Genomic DNA, 24283 nt, shown 5'->3' with positions numbered 1-24283 from the left:
TAAAAACGAAGCGATGAACCTGAATTGTTTGATCATCGATGATGAGCCCTGGGCTTTAGACCTGATGGAAGATTTTATCCGGAAGATCCCTTACCTCAAGTTGGTTGCACGTTGTGAAGGGCCTATGGCTGCCATGCCCCATTTTGAAAAAGAAGAGATCGACCTGATATTCCTCGACATCAAGATGCCTGATCTGTCGGGTATCCAGTTCCTGAAGATCCTGCCCAAGAAGCCGGCAGTTATTTTTGTGACGGCCTACCATGAGTTTGCAGTAGAAGGGTATGAGTTGGATGCCATCGATTACCTGTTGAAGCCTGTTCCCTTCGATCGTTTTGTGACGGCGGTGAACAAGGCCTGGGAATACATAAGCTACCGTAAGAATAAATCTCCTCAACGGAAAGATGATTTTCTCTTTATTAAAACAGCGCATAAGATCCAGAAATTGTTCTATAATGATATCGTATACCTGGAGGGATTAAAAGATTATACCCGGATTCACCTCACTGATAGTAAAAACCAGTAGTTACGCTGCAGAGTCTCAAGTATTTTGAAAGCAGGTTACCCAATGAAGATTTTATACGCATTCATCGTTCCTATATTGTATCGCTTCGTAAGGTTGATACAGTGTCTCGTAAAACGGTGTTTCTGGGCGATACGGAATTACCTTGCAGCGAGCACTATAAGAACCTGCTGTATAATATTATTGGAGAAAAATTGTAAGTGAGGCAAGTGGCAGGCAGCAATTGGTTGGTGGGAAGGCTGGTAATATAGAGCTATGCCCCCTGGAAGCACGGGCTTACTTGCAACTAGCCTTTCATAAATTGCTTATTCATTTGTAAATCAATCATTTGCCGGATCATTACCCACCTTATTAGCTTTGTTTTATATTGGAATAGCTAAAATGTGTTCCTCCAGCGTAGAATTAGTTGGGAGAATAGTAAAAACCGCTATTTTCGTGATTGTCCAAAAAATCCTGGTTTTCGGTCCTCTGCACAATATCATTCTTATTATTGCGTTGATACTGAAATCATTGATCAATTATTCATCCCTTAATAAAGGTTGAATCTATGAAAAAAACCGAACAAGGCAAGGTTTAGCAAGGTGGTAAGTGCATCCTTATTAGGTTTAGCAATTCTGTTGCAATGCTCCTTTATATCCGTTCCTGCAACCGTACTTCCCGTTAAGTTTATCTTTAGTGCTACTACTTCCTTACACACAAAAAATACTAGCAAGCTTGCAGTTTTTCTTTTAGCCATAGTATGGAGATATACGATAGTCTCCATCTGGAAGACCTTGGGTTATCTAAAATGGTATTCCGTATGGCAGTTAAGGGCATGGAAAAGCTTTCGAATGCAGGCAGGCTGAAGGGCAATGTGATCTCGATAGTTGATTTTAGCCAGCCCAGTACGAGTAAGCGTTTATATGTGATTAACCTGGACAATTACGAGTTATTATACAATACCTGGGTAGCGCATGGTATGAAATCGGGCAAAACGATGGCCAAATTGTTTTCCAATAAACCTTCCTCCAATAAAAGCAGCCTGGGTTTTTATGTAACAGGTGAAGCATACCAGGGTAGCAATGGGTATTCGCTCAAGCTGCAGGGGGTAGAAAAGGGTATCAATGACTTCGCGTTTCGACGGGCAATTGTAATTCATGGGGCTGATTATGTGAGCGAGCAGTTTATCTCCAGTCAGGGATATATTGGCCGTAGCAAGGGGTGTCCGGCAGTACCACTGGATGTATGCCAGCCTATGATCGACCAAATTAAAGATGGCACTTGCCTTTTTATCTATCATCCTACTTCTTCGTATCGTGCAAAATCTCCCTTATTACGGAAATAAGTAATTAAATACAAGCTGTGAGCTACGAGCTGCGAGCGAAAGGCATTAAGGCAAGCGGTGAGTAGAGCTGCAGATTTTCTGCGTTTGCGACATGAAGGCCGCGCTTCGAGGCTTTCTTCACATTGTTCATAAAAACCTACAAACAAACCAATTACACGGTTTATCTTTGATCTTTAACACTTTGTAACTTACAATTCCTATGCTAAAGGTTGGCGTATTCGGCGTTGGTCATCTTGGAAAATTCCATCTTAATAACTGGAAAGAAATTAAGGATATAGAACTGGTAGGTTTTTATGACCCCGACGATGTAGCCGCCCAGGAGGTGACTGAAAAATACCAGCTGGCCAGGTTTTGGACCCCGAACGTCTTGTAGAAGCGGTTGATATGGTGGATATTGTGGCTCCCACGACCTATCATTTCAATCTTTGTAAAATGGCCATCCGCAAGGGAAAGCATGTATTTGTTGAAAAACCCCTGGCCAATACGATGGAAGAAGCCCGTGAACTGGTAAAACTGGTACGGGAATCGAATATTAAGCTGCAGGTAGGTCATGTGGAACGGTTTAACCCTGCTTACCTGGGTATTCAGCATATGCAACTTCATCCCATGTTTATTGAGGTGCACCGCCTGGCGCAATTCAACCCCGGGGCACGGAAGTAAGTGTAATACTGGATCTTATGATCCATGACATTGACATCATTCTCAGTATCGTTAAGAGTGAAGAAAAATTGATCTCTGCCAGCGGGGTGGCCGTTATGACGGATACGCCTGATATTGCCAATGTGCGTATAGAATTCAACAATGGCTGTGTTGCCAACCTCACTTCCAGTCGTATTTCAATGAAGAAAATGCGAAAAATGAGGTTATTTCAGAAAGATGCTTATATTGGTGTTGACTTTCTCAATAAAAGTCGGAAGTTATTAAACTGAAGACGCCACAGGATGTAGATGCCTTTTCCTTCGACCTGGATACGCCGCATGGTAAAAAAACCATTGCTGTTCTGAATCCGCAGGTTCCTGAAGTCAATGCGATCAAAAAAGAACTGGAAGCATTTCGCGATGCAATTCTCAATAATACCCCTACGAGGGTATCTGAAGTGGATGGTTACCGGGCCATGGATGTAGCACACCAGATTTTACAGAAAATTAAAAATAATAGTATTACCTCGTAGCCTTACATGTCAGCTAATAAACGTATCCATAGTGTCTGGTATATTCTGAGCGACTATATAGCGGCCATTTTGGCTTGGATCGTTTTATACTTTGCCCGCCGCTATTATTTGCATGAAACCTTGTATACACAAGAGGGTGACTTGTACTTCAGCAACCCCTTTTGGCTGGGCATTACATTGCTGCCCATAGCCTGGCTCATCTTTTTACTTTGGTAGGTTCCTATCATTCTTTATACAAGAAGTCAAGGCTGAATGAGTTTACGAATACAATCATTACTTGCATTATTGGTTGTACCGTTATCTTTTTCTCGATTGTGATCAATGATCCCCAACATAAGTATACCTATTTCTACAAAGCGCTCTTCACGTATATATGGGCTCAATTATTCTTTACCTGGCTGGGGCGTAGCCTGTTGTTGGGCAGGGTGCGTAAACAATTAACCAAGGGAAGTATACAATTCAATACGCTGTTGGTAGGGGGAATGCGGTAGCCAGTAAGATCTATAAAGATACGAGGGCTGGGCTTCGATTGGCTGGTTACCATTACACAGGGTTTGTGGCTATGGCCCAGGATACCAATGGTATCAGTGCCTATTTACCTCAATACGGTTGTATCACAGAAATTGAGCAGGTGATCCGTGAACAAAAAGTACAATTGGTAGTCATTGCGCTGGAGAAATCGGAAAAGCAACAGGTAGAAAAAATTGTTTCTGTATTGAGTGAAGAAGATGTTGATATCAAAATAGCGCCTGATATCCTGGATATCCTCTCCGGATCGGTAAGAACCAGCAATGTATTCGGGGCTGTACTCTCGGATCTTAAGACGGGCCTTATGCCCGAATGGCAGCAAAATATTAAACGTGTAATTGATGTTTTGGTTGCTTCGATTGGTATGGTATTGTTATCCCCATTATACCTGTATGCGGCCATTCGCGTAAAAGCTTCCTCCCCGGGGCCTGTATTTTATACACAGGAAAGGGTAGGATACCGGGGACGGAAATTTGCGATCTATAAATTCCGTTCCATGTATCACCCTGCCGAACAAAATGGCCCCCAACTATCCTCCACGGATGATGAAAGGATTACCAAATGGGGTAAAACGATGCGTACCTGGCGGCTGGATGAACTGCCGCAGTTTTGGAATATCCTGAAAGGCGAAATGAGCCTGGTAGGTCCAAGGCCGGAAAGGGCATTTTATATCGGCCAGGTGCAACAGCAGACGCCTTACTTTAAGTATCTCCTCAAAGTAAAGCCAGGCCTTACCTCCTGGGGTATGGTGAAATTTGGGTATGCGGAAAATGTTGAAGAAATGATCGAGCGCATGAAATACGACCTTATCTACATAGAAAATATCTCCCTCGCATTAGACCTCAAGATCATGGCGCATACGCTGAGGATTATTTTCATGGGTAAAGGGAAATGACGCAGTTGCTATTCACTATTGACTTTTCACTATTCACTAAATTACATGGAGAAAAAGATCCTTCCCCTTTTGGCCCTTATTCTTTTGAACAATATTGGTTTTTCACAGGACTACTGGCAACAGGAAGTACATTATACGATCGATGTTACGCTGAATGAAAAACAGCATAGCCTCAACGGCAATCTGTCTGTACAATACACCAATCATTCTCCTGACACCCTTACCTATATCTGGTTCCACCTATGGCCCAATGCTTATAAAAACGATCAAACAGCGCTGGCAAAACAACTGTCGCAGGACAAGGAAGGCCGGAAAAACTAAGGAGTAAAAAGAATAAAGGTTATATCGATGGCCTTGCATTTACGGTAAATGGAAAATCGGTCACCACAGGAGCGGATAGCGCCCAGGATATAGATGCGGTAAAGTTGCTTTTACCGACACCGCTGATGCCGGGTCAATCCACCACCATTGCCACGCCTTTTGTGGTGAAGCTGCCATTTTATTTCTCCCGTTCAGGATATGATGGCGATCAGTATATGATTTGTCAATGGTATCCCAAACCAGCGGTATACGATAGTAAAGGCTGGCATGCCTTCCCTACCTGGACCAAGGGGAATTTTATAGTGAATTTGGCAGCTTTAAAGTTAATATTACTGTGCCTGCTTCCTTCGTAGTAGGGGCAACAGGTACGCTGCAAACAAAGGAGGAATTGGAACAATACAAAACGATCGGTACTCAAAACTACCAGGCACGTGCAGCACTGGTAAAATACCAGCCCGCCCGTCCCGATGGATCCAAAACGCTGGAGTACTATGCCGAAAACGTGCATGACTTTGCCTGGTTTGCCGATAAAGACGCGATCATACAATATGATACGCTTCAATTACCCTCGGGAAAGATCATTGACGCTTTTTCTTATTACCAGCCGAATGGCAATAAGGAATGGAGTAATAGTCTTTCTTTTGTTGAAGATGCGGTACGGCGCTATTCGGAATGGATAGGAGAGTACCCCTGGCCAGTAGTACAAGCGGTGGAGGGCCCCAAAAATCTTTCATCGGGGGTATGGAATACCCCATGATAACGCTTATTACCAGTCCCGAGGCCAAAACGGAAGAATTGGATGCGGTGATCACGCATGAGGTAGGGCATAACTGGTTTTATGGTATCCTGGCCAGTAATGAACGGGATTATCCCTGGATGGATGAGGGTATCAATAGCTTTTACCAGTTTCGCTATGAAGCCGAAAAATACAAATCCAATACTATTTTTGGCAAATCCCTGCCCAAAGAGGTGAAAGCGCTGCCGGCTGCCGAACTGCTTAGCCGGGTATACAATGCCCTCAATACCCTGCCGGCCAAAGAAGCTGTCAATACAAGCTCTACGGGTTTTCCCAATAAAAGCGATTATGGTGTCGTTGTATATTACAAAGCAGCTATCTGGCTATATTTAGTAGAGACGGCATTGGGTAGAGAAGTGTTTGATAAGGCGATGCATGAATATTTCACTAGCTGGAAGTTCAAACATCCCTATCCCGACGACCTGAAGGCGGCCCTTGAAAAAGCAACTGGAACTGATTTAAGTCAATACTTTGACCTGTTGAATAAGGAAGGGAATTTTTGATGGCAAGGGGGAAACGTGAAAAGTGAGAGGTGAAACGTGTTACCCACTAGCCACTCGCTACTTACCATTAACCTGGATAATGATCATGAAGAAATGTATACATATGCTCTTATGGCTGTTGTTCCTGCATGGTGGGGTATCAGCACAAAGCTACTGGCAACAGGAACTGGATTATACGATTGATGTAACGCTCGATGATCAACAAAACAGCCTGAACGGATTTCTCAAACTCCGGTATACGAACCATTCCCCCGATACGCTTTCCTTCATCTGGTTTCACCTGTGGCCCAATGCTTATAAGAATGACCGTACAGCTTTCAGTGACCAGCTTTTGTTGCAGGGCCGTACTGATTTTTATTTTGCCAGCCGCGAACAGCGCGGATACATTAACCGCCTTGATTTTCGCACGAACAATGCCACCTTATCAACGGAAGATGATCATCCGCAATATATTGATATCATCAAGGTAATGCTGGCAACGCCGCTAGCCCCTGGCGCGCAAACAGAAATTACTACGCCATTTCATGTTAAGCTGCCTAAAAACTTCTCTCGTGGCGGCCATACGGGGCAATCTTACCAGGCTACTCAATGGTATCCCAAACCTGCGGTTTATGACAATAAAGGCTGGCATCCCATGCCTTATCTTGACCAGGGTGAGTTTTATAGTGAGTTTGGAACGTATGATGTACGGATCACGGTGCCCCAAAACTATGTAGTGGCAGCCACTGGCGAACTTCAAAATGAAGACGAAAAGCAATGGATGCGTAAAATGACCAACGAATATCGCCTCCTGCATACCCCCAAAGTGATTCCCAAAGCAAAGTTTCTGAAGCCCACTCCGGCGCCTAAGAAGCCGGCAGCTAAAACTGGCAGCACTAAGGTGTCCTCTAAAAATTCAAAAGTAAAGTCCCCTACAATAAAAAGAAAGCTACTGATACTCCAATTCCCGAACCCCTCATTCAGAATACCCCATCCGAAAGCTCAAATATTTCCTCCGGAACTGTTAAAACATTACGGTACTTACAGGGAAATATCCACGATTTTGCCTGGTTTGCCGACCAGCAATTTGTGGTGGATTACGATACAATACAACTGTCGTCCGGAAGGGTGATCGATGCCTGGGCTTTTTACGCGCCGGGCGACACGACCTGGAAGCATAGTCTGCCCATGGCAAAAGATGCCATCCATTTTCGCTCACGCCTTATTGAGAGTATCCCTACAATGTGGTGAGTGTAGTGGAAACCAAAACGGGTTTTGATGGCGGTATGGAATATCCCACGATCACCAATATTGGTGCGGTAGGGGACCCCAAAACGCTGGATCTTATCATTGAACATGAGATAGGGCATAATTGGTTTTATGGAATCCTGGCCAGCAACGAAAGAGATCACCCCTGGATGGATGAAGGCATGAATAGTTATTATGGCAACCGTTATAAAGAATGGAAGTATCCTGTAAATCCCAGGAAGAATTGGATCGAGTCTAAAATACCGGATGATCCGGAAGCATTGGCGATTGCGGCCTTTGCCAAAGAGAAAAAGACCAGCCCATCAATACGCCTTCGGCCAGTTTTACAAAACAGAACTATAATCTCATCGCCTATCATAAAACGGCCATCTGGATGAAGGAACTGGAACAATACATTGGGCCTGCTGCTTTTGATGCTGCGATGCAGCAGTATTACCAGCAATGGAAATTCCGGCACCCTTCGCCGCAGGATTTTCAGCAATTGTTACAGCAACAAACGGGGAAAGACCTGACTACCTGGTTCCGCTTATTGGATACCACGGGTGCGCTGCCCGGGGGTATACAGGCCCTAAAAAAATAAGACCTGCTCTCTTTTCAATAAAAGATTATGACCGGGTAAACTATGTGAACTTTCTTCCGGCTTTTGGTTACAATATGTACGATAAATTCATGGTAGGGCTGGTGCTGCATAATATCAGCCTGCCTTCGCACAATTTCCAGTTCATTCTGGCGCCTTTGTATGCTACGGGCAGCAAACAATTGAATGGCATTGGCCATATCAGTTACACCTGGCGTCCCAATAAGCATTTCCGTGCTATTGAACTGGGGCTTACGGGTGCCAGGTTTTCAACCCTGGATGGTACGGACAGTAATGGCGTGAAAGTTTTTGGCGGATTCCATAAATTGGTTCCCTCCCTGCGCTTTACATTCAAAAACCGCTCATTACTATCTACGGTAGAGAAATGGATAGAATGGAAAACCTATTTGATTGGGGAAAAGCGCTTTAATTACGTTATGGATAGTGATGATTCCATGACCTATCCAACACCTGGCGCCACCCGTGACAGGTACCTGAACCAACTTACGTTTACTATTACGGATTACAGGAAATTGTATCCCTACGATGTGCAGCTGCAATTGCAGCAGGGGATGGCTTTTACCGGGCCAATGCCACAGGTAATTATTTCTTCAATTATGCTAATGGCGGTGGGATGCAGGTAAGGGTATTTGCGGCCAAGTTTGGCTATATAGGCGGTAAAACGAATGATAAGGTCAGCCGTGCTTATTTATACCAACCCAAACTGACGGCAGTAAGGGGAGACGAAGATTATACGTATAGTAATTACTTTATTGGCCGGTCGGAGTTTGATGGTTTTGCCAGTCAGCAGATCATGATGCGCGATGGTGGCCTGAAATTGCGGACGGATCTTTTTCAGGATTGCAGGGCCGATCTGATAATTGGATAGCCTCCATGAACTTTAATACAACGCTTCCCAATAAATTATTGCCCTTTAAAATACCGGTACGGGTATTCCTGGATGTGGGCACGTATGCCGAAGCATGGAAAAAAATGCAGAGACGAGCCGATTCCTATATGTGGCAGGCTTGCAATTGAGCCTGTTTAAAGACCTGCTGAATGTGTATGCACCGATTTTCTATAGCAGGGAATTCAGGGACAACCTTAAAACGGCCCCTGAAGAAAACACTTTTGGAAAGCGACTGTCATTCAGCATAGATATACACCGTTTTAACCTGCGAAAGATCATTGGGAACTATTAGGGTATGAAGCAAGTCTTTTAAAGCGGTTTACGATAAGCGGTTGAAACCAGAAATCATTACAACTTGATTCCATTCAATACCTTACACGCGCGCAGATCGATACGGTGAAATGGGACCGGTGTATTGCCGATGCTCCCAATGGACTGATCTATGGTTATTCATTTTACCTCGACAAGATGGCCGATAACTGGGACGGGCTGGTGTTGAACAACTATGAAGCGGTGATGCCGCTTCCCTGGAAAAAGAAATGGGGCATCTATTATCTGGCTCATCCCCTTTAACGGCCTCTTTGGGTGTTTTTGGAACGCATGTCACAGCAGTAATAACAAGCCTTTTTCTCAAGGCCATTCCCGCTAAGTTTAAGTTAATCGACTTGTTATTGAATAAGGCCAATTTCCTTCCTGCTACAAGGGCACAGTCTATGCGAAGCAATTATGTATTGGACCTTCATAATCCCTATGTGGAGATATATGATCAATACAGGAATAATGTACGTCGCAATACGAAAAAGGCTGGCCAATTGAATTGCCGGTATGTAACGGGTATTCCGGTAGAAGAAGTAATTACATTGGCTCACTGGCAAATGCAACAGCAGGTTACGAATGTAGGGGAGGAAGATTATGCTCATTTTAAGGACTTGTACCAGTTGCTGGCGTCGAAGGAAATGGCGCAAACGAGCGGGGTATATACGGTCAACGGTGAATTGGTGGCTTCCTGTGTATGGTTCTATTCACATGGCAGGGCGTATTATATCCTGGTAGGTAATCATCCCAATGGGAAAACCCTGGGGCTTCTCATTATCTTATTGATCGGTTTATTGAGGCTCATGCGGGTAGGGAGATGATCCTGGATTTTGAGGGATCGGATATTGATAGCCTGGCATTTTTTTACAGCAGCTTTGGAAGTGTAAAGGAAATATACCCTGTACTTCAATGTCAGCGCTTGCCTTGGTGGCTGCAGTGGAAAAGCAAAGGATATCCTACATTGCCAGTTGCTTAAGCGATCAGGGGTTCAATAGTCTGCCAGCTTCCAAATCATTCCCGTATTCTCTTTTCTCTCTTCCTCTCTTAGATGCCCATTTCCCGTTCTTCCAATATTTTCTCGGCAATCAATACATCAATAGGGTGGGTGATCTTGATATTGGTCGATTCTCCTTCGATCAGGTGGATCTTTACGCCCAGCCGTTCTACCACACTGGCTTCATCTGTAAAAGATTCTTCATATTCCTGTTCAAAAGCCGCCTTAATGATGTCGCTATAAAAGGTTTGGGGGTTTGAATGATCCGCACTTTTGTCCGGTCGATGAATTCATTGTGATCGAAATGTTCAATGCGGATAGAATCTACCGCGGTAATGGCTGGAATGGCATTACCGCGCTCCTGGGCCATGGCGTAGCATCGTCTGATCAATTGGGGAGTCAGGAGGCAGCGCACCCCGTCATGTACAAAAACGATGGAATGCTGGTGAATATGGGATAGGCCATTGCGTACGGAATGAAAGCGGGTTTCGCCCCCTATGGCCATCCAAATGCGATCGGGAGCATGGGTGGAACGAAGGATCTCCTGGCCGGTCTCAACGTGAGCTTCGGGCAGTACGAGGATGATCTCCAGGTCGGGAAATGAGTCCAGGAATGCGGTAAGGGTATACCACAATACGGGCTTGCCTTGTAAGGGTAAAATTGCTTGGGCACTGTAGTGCCCATGCGCATACCGGACCCACCGGCAACAATAACAGCGTATTTTTTCATGTAAGGGCGAACGTCAACTTTATATAATGTACTGGTAAAGAGTGCAAAAAGATCTATTTAGCTGCAAATACAGGTAAATAAATTGGCTGGCAACCGTTGAATGAGAACGCAGGAACCCTGCAGAAAGTATCCTATGATCAATAAGCAATCACCAAAATTCTGCTTTCACTGTTTGTTACCTGTTATTCTCCTCCCAGCAATTCCCTTTCGATCTCTTCCATTTGCACTATATCCCAAGCCTCACTTTCTGTAGGCGTCACATTCATCATTTCCAAAATACCTGCCCGGTCCAGTGCGTCCTCTACCTCGGGTTGCAGTTCGCAGATGACGAAGGAGGCGCCCTGCTCGTAGAAGGTTTGTTGTACCTTTAATAGGTATTCTCCCGCAGCATCGTCCAGTTCTTGAATGTCTTTAACAATTAGGATCACGTTTTTAACGTCATTTTGGAGGAAAGGAAGTAAACATTCATCCAATTCTGCTGTCATATTAGCAGTTAACGCTGGTTCAATGATCGTTATGGCATGGAATTTTTGCTTGGTATCAATTTTGACCTGCATACACACTTAATGTTTGTTAACAGCCGTTAATAATAAGGCGGGAACATAAGTCAAAAATATTTGTTATTATTGTATAACACAACAAATTATAAAAATGGATAACAATTTTTCAGCCCAGGTAAAGGAGATTATTTCGTTTAGCAGGGAGGAGGCTTTACGGCTGGGGAATGATTTTATCGGTACTGAACATTTGTTGCTTGGGTTGATTCGTGAGGGTGAAAATACGGCAGTTCGCATATTGAAGAGTTTCAATGTGGATCTCTATGAACTGCGCAAGGAGGTAGAATTGGCTGTCAAGGACAAGACCGGTAAGAACATCGCCAACATAAACAGCTTACCGCTGACGAAACAAGCAGAGAAGGTCATTCGTGTTACGGTACTGGAAGCAAAAGCCCTGAAGAGCCCTACCGTTGAAACGGAACACCTCATGCTCTCCATTCTTAAGAACAAGGAAAACATAGCTACTCAAATTTTAAATCAGTTCGACGTGGATTACGATTTATTCAGAAACGAGTTAGGCGTAGTTAAGAGCAATGATGTTCGCAGCGAGTATGCTGATGAGAATGAAGATGACTTTGATGAGGAGAAGAAATACTCACAACAGAAATCACGCGCAGCAGGCAATGCCAAGAGTAAGACGCCTGTATTGGACAACTTTGGCCGTGATATCACCCGTCTGGCCGAAAGCGGCGCATTGGACCCCATTGTAGGCAGGGAAGAAGAGATTGAGCGTGTATCGCAGATACTCTCTCGTCGTAAAAAGAACAACCCGATCCTGATTGGTGAACCTGGCGTGGGTAAAACAGCCATTGTAGAAGGATTGGCCCTGCGTATTGTACAGCGCAAAGTGTCCAGGGTATTGTTCGACAAACGTGTTATTTCACTTGATCTTGCTGCCCTGGTAGCAGGTACTAAATACCGTGGTCAGTTTGAAGAGCGTATGAAGGCCATCATGAATGAACTGGAGAAGAACCGTGATGTGATCCTGTTCATCGATGAAATTCATACGATTGTTGGTGCAGGTGGCGCCAGTGGCTCACTGGATGCTTCCAATATCTTCAAACCAGCCCTCGCCCGGGGAGAGCTCCAATGCATTGGCGCTTCTACGCTGGACGAATACCGCATGTATATTGAGAAAGATGGCGCCCTTGACCGTCGTTTCCAGAAAGTAATGGTAGAGCCACCCAGCGTGGATGAAACCATCCAGATCCTCAACAACATTAAGTCTAAATACGAAGACTACCACAACGTTACTTATAACGATGAAGCTATTGATGCTTGTGTGAAGCTCAGCGACCGCTACATCACGGATCGTTTGTTGCCCGATAAGGCTATCGACGTAATGGATGAAGTAGGCGCCCGTGTTCACCTCAAGAATATCAATGTGCCCAAGGAGATCCTTGACCTGGAAAAGAAGATCGAGGATGTGAAGGTGGAAAAGAACAAGGTAGTCAAGAGCCAGAAGTTTGAAGAAGCTGCCTCTCTCCGCGATACGGAAAAACGTTTGCAGGAAGAGCTGGAGAAAGCCAAAGCAAGCTGGGAAGAAGAAAGCAAGCACAAGCGCTATCCTATCGATGAAGAGGCCATTGCCGAAGTGGTGAGCATGATGACTGGTATACCTGTAAAGCGAATGGTACAGGCCGAAACTGAGAAGTTGAGGAATATGACCATCGACATGCGCAATATGGTGGTTGGCCAGGATGAAGCGATTTCAAAGTAGTGAAAGCTATTCAGCGTAATAGGGTAGGGTTGAAAGATCCTAAGAAACCCATTGGTACCTTCATTTTCCTGGGCCCTACGGGGGTAGGTAAAACCGAGCTGGCACGCGCCCTGGCCCGCTATATGTTCGACTCTGAAGATGCGCTGATTCGCATTGATATGAGTGAATACATGGAGAAGTTCACGGTAAGCCGGTTGATTGGTGCACCTCCGGGATATGTGGGTTATGAAGAAGGTGGTCAATTGACTGAAAGGGTACGCAGGAAACCATATTCTGTGATCCTCCTGGATGAAATTGAAAAAGCACACCCCGATATCTACAATATCCTGTTACAGGTACTCGACGATGGACAATTGACCGATGGCCTGGGCCGGAAAGTAGACTTCAAGAATACGCTCATCATTATGACCTCCAATATTGGTGTACGTCAATTGAAAGACTTTGGTGATGGAGTAGGGTTTGCCACGGCATCACGTACGCAGAATGCGGAAGAGAACAACAAAGCGGTAATTGAAAAAGCCCTTAAGCGGACTTTCTCTCCCGAGTTCCTCAACCGTATTGATGATGTAGTGATCTTCAATACCCTGAACAAGGAGCATATCTTCCTCATCATTGATATCCTGATGAAGGGGGTAATGAAGAGACTTTTAAGTCTTGGATTTAGCCTTGAACTCACCGAAGAAGCCAAAAACTTCATTGCAGAAAAAGGTTACGATCAGCAGTTTGGTGCACGTCCGCTGCACAGGGCTATCCAGAAATACCTGGAAGATCCGCTGGCGGAAGAGATCCTCAACCTGCATATCAAGCAAGGTGATGTGATGATCGCCGACCTTGATAAGGAAAAGAGTAAGATACAGTTCACACTCAAGGAGCCTACAAAGGAAAAGTCTGAAGCGTAATAAGAACGCGCCTGGTAAATAAAACAAGCCCCTCCCTTAAGGAGGGGTTTTTATTGATCCCGATCATACACTAATACATGTGAAATGCCGTTAATACCAATGAGTCCCTCTGTTTTTATGCTGTAAACAGGCCAGGGCATTTTCGCAATGCCAATACCCCGTTTATAGACCAATGGTAAAATCCAATGCTTATGATCAACAAGGTGACTTACGCGTAGTAGGTCCGGAATCGTCCCCACTACATTATTAATGCCGCTTTACCTGTGTGAGGAGGCATTAACTTTTGGTCCTAACCTGTACATGCCCGGAACGAGAGCGGTGCTAACAAAGTTTCCTGATCCACGCTAAGGGAATACCGATTCAGGCCTCCCGTTTGCCGGGATTTCTTAGCTTTGCGAAGTGGAAAAAAAGATCATTATTACCATCGACGGCTGGTCCTCCTGCGGCAAAAGTACCCTGGCCAAGCAATTGGCTCGTGAGCTGGGCTATGTATATATCGACAGCGGGGCGATGTACCGCGCCATTACGCTGTATTTTCTGCGCAACCACCTTGACTGGACCAACCACCAGGCGGTTGAAGGGGCCTTGAAAAATAGCGCTTGAATTCCTTTCCAACCATAAGAATGGTCAAAGTGAAATATACCTCAACGGGGAGAATGTGGAATATGTGATCCGCGATCTTGTAGTGGCCGAAAAAGTAAGTGAGGTAGCGGCTATTAAAGAGGTGCGTCAGTTTGCCGTTAAGCAACAACAAGACATGGGGGCCAAAAAGGGATTGTGATGGATGGGCGTGATATTGGTACGGTGGTATTTCCCTATGCGGAACTGAAGATTTTTATGACTGCCGACAATGCCATCCGTGTTGAGCGCCGGTTTAGGGAGCTCTATGAGAAAAACCCCAATATCACGATTGAGGAGGTGAAGGCCAACCTTGAAATGCGGGATTATATCGATTCCCATCGGGAGGTAAGTCCGCTGCGGCAGGCCGAGGATGCCCTTCTCCTCGACAATTCCAAGCTCACCATGCGCGAGCAACTGGATATAGCCTTAAAATGGGTGCGCGAGCGCCTGGGTTAGGCTTCAAGCAGGGAATTGAGGCAGTATTTTCGGGTTGCTTACGCTCCCTACTTTCTCCTTACCACTGGCCGGGATATAATAAATTTTCCTATTTTGACGTTTAACTGGGTAATTTTCAGCGGGCAGTGAGGCAATCCGGCGCCTTAGGCTTCCGGTTATGGACTGATTTGCTTTACTTTGCCCCGGTTTTCACTATTATACCCTTAAGCTAAGCCAGGATGGTATTCAACAGCATTACGTTCTTAATATTCAGCGGCATTTTCTTCCCTGTTTATTTCCTTACCAAAGGAAAATTGCGACTGTGGTGGATTCTACTGGCCAGTTATGTTTTTATGGCTGGTGGGATTGGCGTTTCCTTACGCTGATCATGATCTCCACGTTCATGGATTACAATTTTGGTAAGCTCATTGGCGCCACGGAAGAAAAAGGCAAACGTCGCATTTACCTCATCCTGAGTATGATCATGAACCTTGGTTTCCTGGGGTTCTTTAAATATTTCAACTTCTTTATTGACAGCTTTATAAGCATGATGCATGCCTTCGGCTTTCAGCCCTCGGTGAGCATGCTGCAGATCATGCTGCCCATTGGTATTTCGTTTTATACATTCCAAAGTCTGTCATATACCATTGATATCTATCGGCGGGAAATACCTGTGGAGCGCAATATGCTCAAGTTTGCCGCTTTCATTGCCTTATTTCCGCAACTGGTAGCAGGCCCCATAGTAAGGGCCAGGGACCTTTTGCCGCAAATGAATACGGACAAGAAATTTGACTGGGATAATTTCAATTCTGGCCTGGGCCGGGTATTATGGGGTTTCTTTAAGAAAGTGGCCATTGCCGATTCGTTGGCGCCCTTTGTTGATCAGTGTTGGGCCGATCCTTCCAAATTCTCTTCTTCCCACCTGATGGTAGGGGTTGTTTTTATTCGTTCCAGATCTATTGTGATTTCTCGGGCTATTCGGATATCGCGATTGGCCTGGCACGTATTATGGGTTACCGTTTCGTTGAGAACTTTAAAACCCCTTATTTTTCGCAAAGCTTTAGTGAGTTCTGGACACGCTGGCATATTTCTCTTTCCAGCTGGCTGCGGGATTACCTGTATATTCCGCTCGGCGGCAATAGGAAAGGGAAATTCAATACGTATAAAAATAACATGATCACCATGCTGCTGGGAGGGTTGTGGCATGGAGCCAACCTGGCCTTTATATTCTGGGGTTTCCTGCATGGTATTTATCTGATCCTGCAAAGGGTAACGACGCCCATCTGGCGAAAGTTTGTGCAGATCGTCCGGATGCCTGCTTTCCTCAACTCGGCCATTTGTATCGTGATTGTATACTTCTTAACTGTATTGGCCTGGATCTATTTCCGGTCGGGTAGTATGGGTCATAGCAGCTTTGCTACTGCCAATACGATTATTGGGCGTATCCTTTCGTTTGAAGATTTTAACTGGTACAGTGTACTCAATAAATACCAGGTATTAAAAGGCATTTTATTACTGATGATCATGTTAACGGTAGAGATCACCAATCAGCGGATGGCCTGGAATGTAACGCAATTGCGGCGTCCCGCCCTGCGGATCGCGCTCTTTGTTTCGGTGCTGTGGCTCATTGCTTTGTTTGGAACGTTCTCTGCTAATTCTTTTATTTACTTCCAGTTTTAATCCTGCATAACATGAAAAAGGCAATATGGATCCTGGCGTTTTTGGCTGTTTTGTTTGTGGGTGATCGCCTGATTGGCTGGATCTTTCAGCAGCAGATCACCAAGAGCCAGTTTCGTTATTCCAGGATGTATCGAGGTGAAGGGCAGGCGGATATTCTCATTGTAGGCAATTCGCGTGGACTTAATTTTTACCAACCCAGTGTTGAAAAAGCTACGGGCCTCAAAACCTTCAGTCTTTGTTATTATAGCATGCCTTGTGAAATGGCCACGGTGCTTACACAGGACTACCTCGACAGGTACCCCAACGTGAAGACGGTATTGGTAGAAACGACGATCGTTGAAATGTCGGACGATAAATTGTTACCCGGCTTTACTACGTACTTGCCCTATTCCAAAAGGATTGACTCGTTGTTGAAGGATAAGACTGAAGAAACCTGGTACTATTCTAAGTTTTCTCATATCTACCGCTTCAATAATGAAGTATTTCAACGTGCGATGTATTATCGCAATAAACTGGATAATGACTGGTATTTCGATCACACGATTACGCAGGACCTGATTGACCAGGCTCCGCATCGTAGTGTAGAGTTTAAAACACCGGATAAACATGTATTGGACATCAAGGTGCTGGCCGATTATTGCCGCGCCAGGAATATCAATATACAATTCGTTATAGCGCCCATCTTCCCCACGTATACGGTTAAAAAGCTGGATGTGTTTAAGCAGAAAATAGAAGCTGCTACGGGCTATCCGGTGCATGATTACAGCAATTCTATTAAGGATAACTCGTCTTTCACTGATTATCTCCATGCCAACCTGAAGGGTGGTGCGGAAATAGTAGATATTATGGTGAAAGATGGAATACTACCGGTGGCTAAGCAAACAGGTGTAACCAAGCAATAATCTCCTCCTCATCTTTCCGCATTTGGAATTTCGTTCCGGTATTGGGAATTTTTCCCATTATTTTCCCTTCTTATCAAACCCTGGTAAATATTTTCTTAGGGGCCGTGTTGGTGCCATTATAAGGTTGGTTATTAAATACTTATAAGCATTTTGGGGCGGTATTATTTTCTATTTTAATTCCTTTTTCGCTGTCTGGCGCGCTCTTGGTCATTACTATGCCAACTACCCGACCAAACAGTATGAAACATCTGTACCCTAAATCATCTATCGGCAGTTGGCTGATCGTAATTGTTTTCCTCACTGTGGCACAAGCAGCCATTGCCCAATGCCCGGCAGGTAGTTTATCGCCTGTAGCCGGCACTACTTATACCAACGGTAAAGTGGTTTGTATCTCTTCCAGCTTTAGTGGCAATCTCAAGTTCAACATTGGTTCTAAATTGGTTATTACCAGCGGCGGTACGTATACTGGCGATTTTGAAGGCAACTCCGGATCAGAGATTGAAGTGAGGGCGGGCGGTACCTTTAAGCCTAATAATGCGAATAACCTTGCTTCCTATATCAAGAATGCAAAGAACGGAACGGTTATATTGGGTACTGGCGGGCTGACCCTGGCCAATGGGTTTTCCGCCGAAAACTATGGCACTTTTACCTGGGCAGGCAGTCCGACGCTTACCAATAACACGGTGGTGACCAACACTTCCTGCGGTACGATGTCTTTTTCTTCTGGTGTTACCATGAACAATGGCTCTAAGCTCAACAATAGCGGGGACCTTACCTTTCAATCTACACTTACTACGGATAATGGTTCCAGGATCGATAACCGGGGCAGGCTGACGGTAAACGGAGATTTTGCGCCCAAGGGTTATTTCCTGAATCAATGGCAGGCCATTTTTCAGGGCAGTAACAACAATTACAATTCCGGCGCCGATTCTATCATCAACCTCTACACTTTTGTGGTGAAGAACAGTATTAATGGGGTTATGAATATGCGCAATGATGGCCTGTTTTGGGTGGGCGGTGCTTTCCAGTTCAATAGTGGCGGTGGCATCAAGCTCAACCGTACCAATGCCCAACTGCGGGTGAGTGGTTCTTTTGCCAACAATGGCGCGGTGAGCGGCAACGGTAAAGTGTATGTAGCAGGTGGTTTTGCTAATGGCGCAGGTACACTTACTGGTAAAAGCGCTTCCGAAAAATTGTTCCTCAATAAGTCTGTAGGTGGAACGAAGGTCAATACTCAGGACAATACCTCTATGGCATTTGATGACACGACTGCTTATACGGGTGGTGCGGGTAATCCCGATGTATCTTGTAGTATACTGCTGCCCATGGTAGTCTCGTCTTTTAAAGGCGCCTGGTACGATAATGGGGTCAACCTAAGCTGGTATACGGTTAGTGAGATCAATGGTAAGCAATTTGATATTGAATACAGTACGGATGGACTTTCCTATGCAAAAGCTGGTGTAGTGGCTGCCAAAGGCAATAGCAATGAAAGGATCAATTACCAGTACCGTTTCACCGGCGCAACCAGTGCTACGCTTTATTTCAGGCTGCTGATGGTAGACCAGGATGGACGTACGGAGTATTCAAATGTGGTGATGGTGAAAACGGGCATAAGCGCAAAGGTTTCAACAACTGTTTACCCCAATCCTTTTGTGGACAAGCTGGACATTACTGTAACGCTGCCCAAAGCTGGGCCGGTAACGGTAAAACTGGTAGATATGAATGGCCGTGTTGTGAGAACGCAGGTATATACGGCCCAAGCGGGTAACAATAAGTGGACATGGACCGGCCTTGGGGGATTGAATAAAGGGTTATACCTGCTGGAAGTAACAGCCGGTGAGGAAAAATGGATGCAAAAATTATTAAGATAGTACAAGGTGGTTTAATTTTCATGGTTTAATGGTGAAAGAGGTCCCATCGAAAGATGGGATTTTCTTTTGGGGTATGGGCCCCCATCTCTCTATGTGCTATTGGTTTTCTGTGTTGACCAATGTTTTTTAAAATAATTGTACTGCCTGTATACTAATTTGATATTAATCAACGTTAATGATATCCACTGTTTTTGAAATTAACAGTGAGGTGTGTAGAGCACCGGAGGGATTAATCATGCCGATCTGTGGGTGTTTTTAGAAGGATGATCTTGCCAAACAACACTAAAGAGATTATATAAAAGCATTGTATTAAACCTTATCCTGTGTAAACAGGCTTAGCTCTGAAACCTGCGTAAGAAGTCCGTAGCATTTGCCGCCCCTGGCGCCCTATGCTCAGGCTTCGCCAATAAACGCATTATTACTTAAAAACCATAACAATAGGTGAAAATCATTACCACAAAAATGAAAATGGTACTTTATGTGTCCATTGCTTTTAATGCTATTTTAATTTCTTTATTTGTTGGAAAAAGGATCTATTACTCAAACCCGGCATCGGCTCCTTCAAACGAATCAATTGCAAATGAAATGTGGAATAAAAGTAGGGCCAGTGTTTTTGATGATTCAGATATTGATTCCACAGATGCAGTATTTGTCGGTGATTCTCAAGTAGAGGGTTTCCAGTTTCAGAAATTTTTGGAGAGCATGCAAAAAATAGGGGAATAAGCGGGAACCTATCCAGACAAGTGTTAGGTAGAATTAGACCAATCCTTCTCCGACATCCAAAATCGTTAATCCTCCTGGTCGGAATTAATGACCTTAGAGGTGACTTTCCAATTGATACTACTATCATAAACTATTCCCGCCTTATTTCGTTCGCAAAAAGCCTATCACCTAGCACCAAAATCGTAATAACTTCCATCCTTCCAACACGTGGCAAATACTTCATGTTGAACTCAAAAGTTGAAATCCTAAATGCAGAACTTAAAAAATTCCACAATCCTCCTGCTATCACATACATGGATGTTCACAGCCTATTATCGAATCAGGGACAACTGGATAGTATCTACACAATGGATGGCCTACATTTAACCGGCAAGGGATACAAAGTTTGGAAGGAAATTATTGAAAATACCGAGTCCGGGCTATTTGTCACTTTTAATAAATAACACAGCCTCAATTTTGCTGTATTGTGGCTATCTTCTATATAGCTTATTCATATCCTTATCCCAGCACCTCATCATCAAGGTTTTCTAAGTAAATTTCAGTCGTATGGCTATCTGAATGTCCAAGGGCGTCTTTAATCACATGTATATTATCACTGGTATGCTTCAGGTGGAAGGCAAAGGTGTGCCTGGCTATATGGAGGATACCGGTTTCTTTATAGCAGCCAAAACGGCAACTTTCTTCAGGTTCCTGTTAAGGATAGCATTAAGCGTCCCTATCTGACTTACATATTCTTCAGGATCCGTCCTTAGTTCTGTGATGTAGGGAAGTAAGCCCCTAACCATCCCCTTGATTGAAAAATGATAATAGTCCTTTAAGTTTGCCGCGAACAAAAAATGCTATCATGGATCAAACAGAAAAGAAAACCGGTTCAGTCAAACGGACCAGGGAACTAATTCTTCAAATAATAGCCAAATATGAAAAGTCCCATGGGTTAACGGTAAAAGAATTCTGCCAGCAACATGGCATCAGCGAGGATCATTTTATAGTTTTCGAAGCCGTTATGGGTTCAGAAACCAGCCAAAGAAAAAAGCAGGTGGTTTTATCGCCATTGCAACCTCTATGCTGAAAGAATCATCCAATGTACTATTTGCAGAAGTGAAAGGCATTAAAATCTACCAGGCCGTACCGGCCGATTATCTTAAAACCCTTGCATCATGAGCGCCATTGCACTGCTCACCGATCATCACCGGTACTTTTTGTATTCCGGTTTTGTGAATATGAGCAAATTATTTGACGGTTTATGTGGTATCGTTTGTAATGAACTGGGCAGAACGGTAAACGACAAAGAGATATTTATCTTTCTCAATAAGAGATGTACTCATATTAAGCTTTTACTGGCAGAAGCAGACGGCTATACATTATTTTACCGTAGGCTACATAAAGGACGTTTTAATGTACCAGCTGCGGATAATACAGGGACCATACAATTAAATGCTCATGAGCTGCTATTTTTACTTTCGGGCCTTGCCTGGCAGCGATCAGAAAAAGAGTGTAGTTATGCACATTTCGGGTGCGTGAAATCAACAGTTTACGCGCAGGTGTAGCTGATTTTTAAAATCAAAAATCAGCCCTGGTTTATCCCCAAAAAATCAGTTATTCAGTGGAAATATCCCCTTCTTAAATCAAGTCATTGGTATTTGCTTTGCGGGCAATTAGCTGTAATATGAAATCTGCCCGCAACTATAAGGCTTTATACCAACAGTGCGCTAAAGAAAGCACGGCGAAGGATCGTCTTATAGCTTCACAGCAATTGCAGGTAATGCAGGTGGCAGGTGAATGCCAAGCCCTGCGGGCAAAGAATGCCGATCAGGCTGAACAATTTAAACAGTACCTGGAGTTGCATGCACAACAACAGGCTACGATCCTGGGACAGGCAGAGAAACTCTGTCTACAACAAGCAATCATAACGGACCAAAAAGCCACTATCACTTCACAACAAACAGAGCTGAATAAGCAAACAAAGGAAATCCTTCGTCTGGATAAACTTCGCTATGAGTTGATGAACCTTAAAAAATGGATCCATGGTATCGGGAGTGAAAAACGTCGTGGGACAGATGAACCGGTCAAATCTGCATCAGGCGATCAGCTTAGCTTGGCTATGGAAGTAGATAACTGGGGCGTTTGTAAAATAACCAACCGTCTCAAAATACAGGAACATTTACGGGTAGTTAAAACCATCGAGCCTAAGAAGCGAGGCGGTCGCCATGATTTTCCGCAAGGGCTGGAAGAGGAGATCACCATTGTTGATGCCCCTGATAAACCGGCTAATGCCAAATGCATTGGTCATGTGGATCAGCGGCAGCTTGCCTGTGATCCCATGCGCTGGTACATTAAAGTGAACCGGCGGTTGGTATATCTGGTGCCAAAGGATGAGGACAACCTCTACAGCAAACAACTGGTTGCTCCGCTGCCTGCGCATCCTATAGATAAATGCAAAGTCGATATCAGTGTGCTGGTACTGCTTACCATTGAAAAGTTCCTGTATCATTTACCGGTATGGCGTCAGCAGCAACGGTTATGCCAGTATGGTATCGATATTCCTTACAGCACCATGTGCTACCTGGTGAACAAGACCTGTGAAGTGCTGGAACCCTTATGGAACCTGCTTTTAAAAGAAATCATCCAAAGCGGTATTATCGCATTGGATGAAACCCGGTTCCGTGTTTTAGACAATACGAAAAAGAAGGATAAAAAATCGCATATTGGCTGGATGTGGGCTTGTTCTAATCACATTCAGGGTCTGGTATGCTTCCTGTACCAACGAGGGCGGGGTAAAAAAGATATTAGTGCTGTACTCAGGGCTATGAAGGTTATCTGATGACGGATGCCTATGGGGCTTACAACAAATATGGAAAGCAGCCTGGCGTTTATCATCAGCGGTGTATGAGCCATGCAAGAAGGTATTTCCTGTACGCATTGGGTAACGATGCTGCAAGAGCTAACTATGCATTAGATAATTTTTGGGTCCACTATATGGTATAGAACGGGAATGCAAAATAGCAGGACTTGATTTTGATGCTATTACTGAAAAAGACAAGCTGAGTCATTACCCATATTGGAAGCCTTCCATAAATGGCTGGAAAAGGAACTTCCTAAAACAACTCCTCGTACGCCTATCTATAAAGCGATTGCATATACGTTGAATAATTATAGTGCGTTGCTAAAATACACATCAGATGGGATGCTTTTAATAGACAATAACGTCCTGGAAGGACAAATCCGTAGTATCGCTTTAGGCAGAAATAATTTTATGTTCGCGGGCTCCCATCGCGGTGGTGAACTGGCAGCTATCATCTACAGCTTTATTGCTACCTGAAAACTTCAAAAGATAGATCCGGCTAAATGGTTAGATGATGTATTAAGAAGAATACCTCATCATTCCAAAAACAAGCTAATTGAATTGTTGCCACAGTTTTGGAAGCCGTTGTGGGCAGACAAACAGAAAACCGGTTAAAGGTTTACGGGAGCATATTACGCAAAATTAATAGCACCTTCTGCCTGGGCATCGTCATTTTTTTGGATGATGTTATCTATGTCTTTGTATAGAAGATCAATGGTTGAATAAAGATTATCTATTCCATCCACACAAAAAGTACCCTTGCCATAGCTCATCAGGTACTGATCGGTAGCCTGGATATGCAGCACATCCAGATTGGGCGCCCTGTCTTTATTGTACGGATGCATTAACGACCATCCACCATCTTTACCATAAGTGATAACATCTTCCTTGTTGAGGCAGGTGCAATACCAGCCGGCAGCATCCCTGAGCAGAGCCAGGGTCGCTGCAATATTACGCGCTCCTCCCTGCATGACTATCATTAAAAACAACCGGCGCTTGTCATCAGCACGATGATATTGAAATAAAACATTACACCCCTTAAAATTAAAATCGTTCAGGCGTTGGCTATAATCAATCTCAATAACTGAAGCGAAAACCCGGGGATTATCAGGATGGTATATATAGGCAACCCTTCCTGGAGGCATCTTGCCAAAAGGATTATGACAGAGATAAAAATCACGCATATTTTAATCGGCAGTAAA

The 24283-nt window shown here is 44.3% G+C and carries 34 protein-coding genes and 5 pseudogenes; 35 read left to right on the top strand and 4 right to left on the bottom strand.

The features are described 5' to 3' along the window. Nucleotides 1-13: 13 nt before the first annotated feature. The 21 genes from RS881_RS43335 to RS881_RS43240 all read left to right on the top strand — a co-directional run bounded on the left by RS881_RS43335 (nt 14) and on the right by RS881_RS43240 (nt 9929). Nucleotides 14-523 carry a LytR/AlgR family response regulator transcription factor gene (locus tag RS881_RS43335; protein ID WP_315816480.1) on the top strand — a complete coding sequence of 170 codons (510 nt, stop codon included), beginning with the start codon at nt 14-16 and terminating at the stop codon, nt 521-523. A 5-nt stretch (nt 524-528) separates the two neighbouring features. Further along, nucleotides 529-720, top strand: coding sequence for a LytTR family transcriptional regulator DNA-binding domain-containing protein (locus RS881_RS60750; protein ID WP_350340316.1), 192 nt, complete (start codon nt 529-531; stop codon nt 718-720). Nucleotides 721-1319: 599 nt separating this feature from the next. Next, nucleotides 1320-1844: a murein L,D-transpeptidase catalytic domain family protein gene (locus tag RS881_RS43330; protein ID WP_315816479.1), complete on the top strand. Its 525-nt coding sequence runs from the start codon at nt 1320-1322 to the stop codon at nt 1842-1844. A 199-nt stretch (nt 1845-2043) separates the two neighbouring features. Then, nucleotides 2044-2217: a Gfo/Idh/MocA family oxidoreductase gene (locus RS881_RS43325; RefSeq protein WP_315816478.1), complete on the top strand. Its 174-nt coding sequence runs from the start codon at nt 2044-2046 to the stop codon at nt 2215-2217. After that, nucleotides 2196-2504 carry a Gfo/Idh/MocA family protein gene (locus tag RS881_RS43320; protein WP_315816477.1) on the top strand — a complete coding sequence of 103 codons (309 nt, stop codon included), beginning with the start codon at nt 2196-2198 and terminating at the stop codon, nt 2502-2504. Before RS881_RS43325 ends, RS881_RS43320 begins: the two co-directional genes overlap by 22 nt. 17 nt (nt 2505-2521) lie before the next feature. Beyond that, on the top strand, nt 2522-2773 hold the full coding sequence (locus RS881_RS43315) for a Gfo/Idh/MocA family oxidoreductase (protein WP_315816476.1): 252 nt from the start codon (nt 2522-2524) through the stop codon (nt 2771-2773). Nucleotides 2774-3176: 403 nt separating this feature from the next. Beyond that, a complete protein-coding gene (locus RS881_RS43310; RefSeq protein ID WP_315816475.1) occupies nt 3177-3506 on the top strand; it encodes a hypothetical protein in 330 nt (109 codons plus the stop codon). After that, nucleotides 3452-4438 carry a sugar transferase gene (locus RS881_RS43305; RefSeq protein WP_315824792.1) on the top strand — a complete coding sequence of 329 codons (987 nt, stop codon included), beginning with the start codon at nt 3452-3454 and terminating at the stop codon, nt 4436-4438. Before RS881_RS43310 ends, RS881_RS43305 begins: the two co-directional genes overlap by 55 nt. 45 nt (nt 4439-4483) lie before the next feature. Continuing rightward, entirely contained in the window at nt 4484-4759 is a 276-nt protein-coding gene (locus RS881_RS43300) for a hypothetical protein (RefSeq protein ID WP_315816474.1), read from the top strand. Between the two features lie 125 nt (nt 4760-4884). Then, entirely contained in the window at nt 4885-5112 is a 228-nt protein-coding gene (locus tag RS881_RS43295; protein WP_315816473.1) for a hypothetical protein, read from the top strand. Next, nucleotides 5094-5516, top strand: a complete 423-nt coding sequence (locus RS881_RS43290) for a gluzincin family metallopeptidase (RefSeq protein WP_315816472.1) — start codon at nt 5094-5096, stop codon at nt 5514-5516. Before RS881_RS43295 ends, RS881_RS43290 begins: the two co-directional genes overlap by 19 nt. Then, nucleotides 5501-6058, top strand: a complete 558-nt coding sequence (locus tag RS881_RS43285) for a M1 family aminopeptidase (protein WP_315816471.1) — start codon at nt 5501-5503, stop codon at nt 6056-6058. The genes RS881_RS43290 and RS881_RS43285 overlap by 16 nt, the downstream gene beginning before the upstream one ends. A 103-nt stretch (nt 6059-6161) precedes the next feature. Next, nucleotides 6162-7169: a gluzincin family metallopeptidase gene (locus RS881_RS43280; RefSeq protein ID WP_315816470.1), complete on the top strand. Its 1008-nt coding sequence runs from the start codon at nt 6162-6164 to the stop codon at nt 7167-7169. 124 nt (nt 7170-7293) lie between these two features. Further along, nucleotides 7294-7683 (top strand): gluzincin family metallopeptidase, encoded by a 390-nt coding sequence (locus RS881_RS43275; protein ID WP_315816469.1) that lies wholly within the window; start codon nt 7294-7296, stop codon nt 7681-7683. After that, complete coding sequence (locus RS881_RS43270) at nt 7566-7886, top strand: M1 family aminopeptidase (RefSeq protein WP_315824791.1); 321 nt, start codon at nt 7566-7568, stop codon at nt 7884-7886. The genes RS881_RS43275 and RS881_RS43270 overlap by 118 nt, the downstream gene beginning before the upstream one ends. 44 nt (nt 7887-7930) lie before the next feature. Beyond that, complete coding sequence (locus tag RS881_RS43265) at nt 7931-8527, top strand: hypothetical protein (RefSeq protein ID WP_315816468.1); 597 nt, start codon at nt 7931-7933, stop codon at nt 8525-8527. Beyond that, entirely contained in the window at nt 8518-8772 is a 255-nt protein-coding gene (locus RS881_RS43260; protein ID WP_315816467.1) for a hypothetical protein, read from the top strand. Before RS881_RS43265 ends, RS881_RS43260 begins: the two co-directional genes overlap by 10 nt. A 5-nt stretch (nt 8773-8777) precedes the next feature. Beyond that, on the top strand, nt 8778-8921 hold the full coding sequence (locus RS881_RS43255; RefSeq protein ID WP_315816466.1) for a hypothetical protein: 144 nt from the start codon (nt 8778-8780) through the stop codon (nt 8919-8921). After that, entirely contained in the window at nt 8903-9085 is a 183-nt protein-coding gene (locus RS881_RS43250; RefSeq protein ID WP_315816465.1) for a hypothetical protein, read from the top strand. Before RS881_RS43255 ends, RS881_RS43250 begins: the two co-directional genes overlap by 19 nt. 104 nt (nt 9086-9189) lie before the next feature. Beyond that, nucleotides 9190-9366: a hypothetical protein gene (locus RS881_RS43245; protein ID WP_315816464.1), complete on the top strand. Its 177-nt coding sequence runs from the start codon at nt 9190-9192 to the stop codon at nt 9364-9366. Then, nucleotides 9333-9929 carry a GNAT family N-acetyltransferase gene (locus RS881_RS43240; RefSeq protein WP_315816463.1) on the top strand — a complete coding sequence of 199 codons (597 nt, stop codon included), beginning with the start codon at nt 9333-9335 and terminating at the stop codon, nt 9927-9929. Before RS881_RS43245 ends, RS881_RS43240 begins: the two co-directional genes overlap by 34 nt. 223 nt (nt 9930-10152) lie before the next feature. Here RS881_RS43240 and RS881_RS43235 read toward each other — a convergent pair. Further along, nucleotides 10153-10736, bottom strand: a pseudogene (locus RS881_RS43235) (IspD/TarI family cytidylyltransferase). A 277-nt stretch (nt 10737-11013) separates the two neighbouring features. Next, on the bottom strand, nt 11014-11388 hold the full coding sequence (locus tag RS881_RS43230; RefSeq protein WP_315816462.1) for an STAS domain-containing protein: 375 nt from the start codon (nt 11386-11388) through the stop codon (nt 11014-11016). Between the two features lie 94 nt (nt 11389-11482). Between RS881_RS43230 and RS881_RS61975 the strand changes: the two are divergent. From RS881_RS61975 to RS881_RS60740, 9 genes and pseudogenes are all read left to right on the top strand, one after another. Then, a pseudogene (locus tag RS881_RS61975) lies at nt 11483-14007 on the top strand (ATP-dependent Clp protease ATP-binding subunit). A 399-nt stretch (nt 14008-14406) separates the two neighbouring features. Then, a complete protein-coding gene (locus tag RS881_RS43215; protein ID WP_315816459.1) occupies nt 14407-14610 on the top strand; it encodes a (d)CMP kinase in 204 nt (67 codons plus the stop codon). A 55-nt stretch (nt 14611-14665) separates the two neighbouring features. Next, nucleotides 14666-15084: pseudogene (locus tag RS881_RS43205) on the top strand ((d)CMP kinase). A 367-nt stretch (nt 15085-15451) separates the two neighbouring features. Then, nucleotides 15452-15925 (top strand): annotated as a pseudogene (locus tag RS881_RS60745) (MBOAT family O-acyltransferase); the annotation flags it as partial. Nucleotides 15926-15948: 23 nt separating this feature from the next. Then, nucleotides 15949-16743, top strand: coding sequence for an MBOAT family O-acyltransferase (locus RS881_RS43195; RefSeq protein WP_315816456.1), 795 nt, complete (start codon nt 15949-15951; stop codon nt 16741-16743). 11 nt (nt 16744-16754) lie between these two features. Beyond that, the gene (locus tag RS881_RS43190) at nt 16755-17645 is read left to right on the top strand and encodes a hypothetical protein (RefSeq protein ID WP_315816455.1); all 891 of its coding nucleotides are present in this window, start codon (nt 16755-16757) and stop codon (nt 17643-17645) included. Nucleotides 17646-17884: 239 nt separating this feature from the next. Then, nucleotides 17885-19516, top strand: coding sequence for a T9SS type A sorting domain-containing protein (locus RS881_RS43185; protein ID WP_315816454.1), 1632 nt, complete (start codon nt 17885-17887; stop codon nt 19514-19516). A 441-nt stretch (nt 19517-19957) separates the two neighbouring features. Next, on the top strand, nt 19958-20239 hold the full coding sequence (locus RS881_RS43180) for a hypothetical protein (RefSeq protein ID WP_315816453.1): 282 nt from the start codon (nt 19958-19960) through the stop codon (nt 20237-20239). A gap of 20 nt (nt 20240-20259) precedes the next feature. Then, nucleotides 20260-20682 carry a GDSL-type esterase/lipase family protein gene (locus RS881_RS60740; protein WP_350340007.1) on the top strand — a complete coding sequence of 141 codons (423 nt, stop codon included), beginning with the start codon at nt 20260-20262 and terminating at the stop codon, nt 20680-20682. Nucleotides 20683-20737: 55 nt separating this feature from the next. On the opposite strand, the gene RS881_RS60735 is transcribed toward RS881_RS60740, so the two are convergent. Beyond that, nucleotides 20738-20875, bottom strand: a complete 138-nt coding sequence (locus RS881_RS60735; RefSeq protein ID WP_350340315.1) for a tyrosine-type recombinase/integrase — start codon at nt 20873-20875, stop codon at nt 20738-20740. 208 nt (nt 20876-21083) lie between these two features. Between RS881_RS60735 and RS881_RS43175 the strand changes: the two genes are divergently transcribed. The 5 genes and pseudogenes from RS881_RS43175 to RS881_RS60730 all read left to right on the top strand — a co-directional run bounded on the left by RS881_RS43175 (nt 21084) and on the right by RS881_RS60730 (nt 23696). Then, nucleotides 21084-21308: a hypothetical protein gene (locus RS881_RS43175; protein WP_315816452.1), complete on the top strand. Its 225-nt coding sequence runs from the start codon at nt 21084-21086 to the stop codon at nt 21306-21308. Between the two features lie 88 nt (nt 21309-21396). Then, on the top strand, nt 21397-21786 hold the full coding sequence (tnpB, locus tag RS881_RS43170; protein ID WP_315816451.1) for an IS66 family insertion sequence element accessory protein TnpB: 390 nt from the start codon (nt 21397-21399) through the stop codon (nt 21784-21786). 119 nt (nt 21787-21905) lie between these two features. After that, nucleotides 21906-23224: pseudogene (locus RS881_RS43165) on the top strand (IS66 family transposase). Nucleotides 23225-23297: 73 nt separating this feature from the next. Then, nucleotides 23298-23558 carry an IS66 family transposase gene (locus RS881_RS43160; RefSeq protein ID WP_315816449.1) on the top strand — a complete coding sequence of 87 codons (261 nt, stop codon included), beginning with the start codon at nt 23298-23300 and terminating at the stop codon, nt 23556-23558. Between the two features lie 12 nt (nt 23559-23570). Beyond that, nucleotides 23571-23696: a transposase domain-containing protein gene (locus RS881_RS60730; RefSeq protein ID WP_350340314.1), complete on the top strand. Its 126-nt coding sequence runs from the start codon at nt 23571-23573 to the stop codon at nt 23694-23696. A gap of 17 nt (nt 23697-23713) precedes the next feature. Here RS881_RS60730 and RS881_RS43155 read toward each other — a convergent pair whose 3' ends face one another. After that, on the bottom strand, nt 23714-24265 hold the full coding sequence (locus RS881_RS43155; protein WP_315816448.1) for a hypothetical protein: 552 nt from the start codon (nt 24263-24265) through the stop codon (nt 23714-23716). Nucleotides 24266-24283: the final 18 nt, after the last annotated feature.

Source organism: Paraflavitalea speifideaquila (assembly GCF_032395985.1).
GTDB classification, from domain to species: domain Bacteria; phylum Bacteroidota; class Bacteroidia; order Chitinophagales; family Chitinophagaceae; genus Paraflavitalea; species Paraflavitalea speifideaquila.
The sequence above is the reverse complement of the archived record's forward strand: the minus strand, read 5'-3'. Positions and strand labels throughout refer to the sequence as shown.